General features: G+C 76.2%; 1 protein-coding gene. It reads left to right on the plus strand.

Features of this window, described 5'->3' with window-relative positions; genetic code table 11:
* Positions 1-22: 22 nt before the first annotated feature.
* A partial coding sequence (locus tag ABFX50_RS50360) for an SDR family NAD(P)-dependent oxidoreductase (RefSeq protein WP_346158367.1) occupies positions 23-3,369 on the plus strand: 3,347 nt, incomplete at its 3' end.

The raw sequence follows: 3,369 nt of genomic DNA on the forward strand, positions 1-3,369 counted from the left end.
GGGGGTGGCGGGGGTGATCAAGATGGTGCAGGCGATGCGGCATGGGGTGTTGCCGCCGACGTTGCACGTCACCGAGCCGACCCCGCACGTCGACTGGTCGGCGGGGCGGGCCGAGCTGCTGACCGGAGCCCGCGCCTGGCCGGCCGGTGAGCGGCCCCGTCGCGCGGGCGTCTCCTCGTTCGGCATCAGCGGCACCAACGCCCACCTCATCCTCGAGGAGCCCCCCGCCCCACAGGAAGCGGGCCAGGAGACCGATCTCGGCGAGGAGCCGCCGCCCCCTCTCGCGGGGCCGATCGCCTGGCCGATCAGCGCGCGCAGCGACCGGTCCCTGCGGGCCCAGGCCGCCCGGCTGCACGCGGCCGTCACCTCAGGCGACCGGCCCGACCCCGCCGACGTGGCGCACACACTCGCAGGACGCGCCGCCTTCCCCCACCGCGCCGTCGTGCTCGCCCGCGATCACACCACCCTCACCGCCACCCTCGCTGCGTACGCGAACCAGCCCACGGCGGCGCCCCCGCCCGGCGGCGACGGCCGGGCGGCTTCCCGCCTGGACGGGGAGGCCGCGACCGCCGGCGCGCGGCCACTGGCGGCGGTGGTCGAGGGGGTGGCCGCCGAGCAGCCGCGGACCGCGTTCCTGTTCACCGGACAGGGCGGGCAGCGCGCCGGGATGGGCAGGCAGCTCGCGGCCGCCGCGCCGGCGTTCGCCGCCGCCCTCGAAGAGGTGTGCGCCGCCCTGGATCCCCATCTCGACAGACCGCTGCGCGAGGTGATGTGGGCCGCGCCCGGCAGCCCCGACGCCGAGCTGCTGAACCAGACCGCCTACACGCAACCGGCGCTGTTCGCCTTCGAGGTGGCCGCCTTCAGGCTGCTGGAGTCGTACGGGATGAGGCCCGACATCGTCGCGGGGCACTCGGTGGGCGAGTACGCGGCCGCGTACGCCGCCGGCGTCTGGTCCCTGGCGGACGCGGCCCGCCTCATCGCCGCCCGCGGCCGTCTCATGCAGGAGCTGCGCGAACCCGGCGCCATGGTCGCGGTGGAGGCGACGGCCGAGGAGGTCGCCGCGACGCTGACCGGGCTGGAGTCGCGCGTCGGCGTCGCCGCCGTCAACGGTCCCACCGGCGTGGTCGTGTCCGGCGCCGAGCAGGAGTGCCTGGCGCTGGCCGAGCAGTGGCGGGCGCGCGGCCGGCGCACCCGGCGGCTGTCCGTCAGCCACGCCTTCCACTCCCCGCTCATGGAGCCGATGCTGTCCGCGTTCGCCGCCGAGCTGGCGCGCGTGACGTTCGACCGCCCCCACACGGCCACCGTCACCGGCATCGAGGGAACGTGGACCTCGGCCCGCTACTGGCTCGACCAGATCACCAGGCCCGTCCTGTTCCAGACGGCGATCTCCCGGCTCGAGGACGAGGGCGTCGGCGTCTTCCTGGAGGTGGGGCCGCAGGCGGTGCTGTCCGGCATGGCGCACGACTGCGTCACCCGCGAGGGCGCCGCGATCGTCTCCCTGCACCGCCGCGACCGTACCGAACCCGACGCGCTGGCCGACTGCCTCGCCCGCGCGTGGACGGCGGGGGCGGAGGTGGACTGGACCGCGCTGGCGGGCGGGGGCAGGCACGTGGACCTGCCCACCTACGCCTTCGACCGCGAGCGCTTCTGGCTCGACCCGCCCGCACCCGCCGCCGACCTGGCCTCGGCGGGCCTGCGCGAGGCCGGCCACCCGCTGCTCAGCGCGGCCGTCGACCTGCCCGAGGACGGCCAGGCCGTGCTGACGGGCCGGCTGTCGGTCGCCGCCGCGCCATGGCTGGCCGGCCACGCGGTGTCCGGCACGGTCGTCCTGCCCGGGGCGGCGCTCGCCGAGCTGGTCCTGGAGGCCGGCGGCCGGACGGGCTGCGACCTGGTCGAAGAGCTGGTGTTCGAGGCCCCGCTCACGCTGCCGGCCGGCGGCGGCGTGGCGGTCCAGGTCGTCGTGGAGCGCGCCGACGCCTCCGGCGCCAGGCCGGTGCGCGTGTACTCGCGCCCCGCCGACGACCAGGACGCCGCCTGGACCCGCCACGTGTCGGCCACGGTCATCCCCGACGGGGACGGCCCCGTGCCGGTCGCCGGCACTGCCGACGGATCGGGTTCGTGGGCGTCGGTGTGGCCGCCGTCCGGTGCCGAGCCGGTGGAGGTGGAGGGCGGTTACGAGCGGCTGGCCGAGCGGGGCTACGAGTACGGGCCCGCCTTCCAGGGGTTGCGCGCGGTGTGGCGGCGGGGGGAGGAGCTGTTCGCCGAGGTGGCGTTGCCCGAGGAGGTGGACCCTGCTGGATACGGCATCCACCCCGCCCTGCTCGACGCCGCCTTCCACCCGCTGCTCGTCGCAGGGGACAGCGCGACGGTGCGGCTGCCTTTCGAGCTGCGCGGCCTGCGGCTGCTCCAGCCCGGGACGGGCACCCTGCGGGTCCGGCTGACCGGCGCGGAGGCCGACGCGTGCGCCGTCGAGGCCGCCGACACGGCCGGAAGGCCCGTGCTCTCCCTCGCCTCACTCCGGGTACGGCCGGTCCCGTCAGGGGCGCTGGCCGGCTCCGCCCAGGCCGTCTACGGAGTGGACTGGGTCGAGACGCAGGCCGGGGACGGAGTGGCGGAGGCCGTGGTGATCCCGTGCGTGAGCGACCGGCCCGACGTCCCCTCCGCGGTGCGGCAGCTGACCACGCAGGTGCTGGAGGCCATCAGGGACGAGCGGCTGGCCGAGTCCCGGCTGACGTTCGTCACCCGGGCGGGCGACCCCGCGGGCGCCGCCGTGTGGGGGCTGGTGCGCTCGGCGCAGTCGGAGCAGCCTGGCCGGTTCGTCCTGGCCGAGGTTGAGGACGGCCACGCCGACTGGGGGCGGCTGGCGGCGGTCGCCGAGCCCCAGGTACGCGTACGCGACGGCAGGATGCTGGCCCCCAGGCTGGCCCGCCGCAGGCTTGAGGCACAACCGTTGCCCGAGGTGTCGGGGACGGTGCTGGTGACCGGTGGCACGGGTGGTCTGGGCGCGTTGGTGGCGCGGCGGTTGGTGGCGCGTCACGGGGTGCGGGATCTGTTGCTGGTCTCGCGTCGCGGTCCTGGCGCGCCTGGTGCGGCCGAGTTGGTGGCGGAGCTGGAGGGGTTTGGCGCGCGGGTGGTGGTGGCGGCGTGTGACGTCTCCGATCGTGAGGCGCTGGCCGGTCTGCTGGAGCGGGTGCCGCTGGCGGGTGTGGTGCACACCGCGGGGGTGCTGGACGACGCGCTGGTGGAGGGGTTGAGCGCGGAACGGATGGACACGGTGCTGGCGCCGAAGGCGGATGCGGCGTGGTATCTGCACGAGTTGACGGCGGGGCGGCCGTTGTCGTTGTTCGTGTTGTTCTCCTCGCTGGCCGG

The organism is Nonomuraea recticatena (genome assembly GCF_039533245.1).
Classification (GTDB): Bacteria; Actinomycetota; Actinomycetes; order Streptosporangiales; family Streptosporangiaceae; genus Nonomuraea; species Nonomuraea roseola.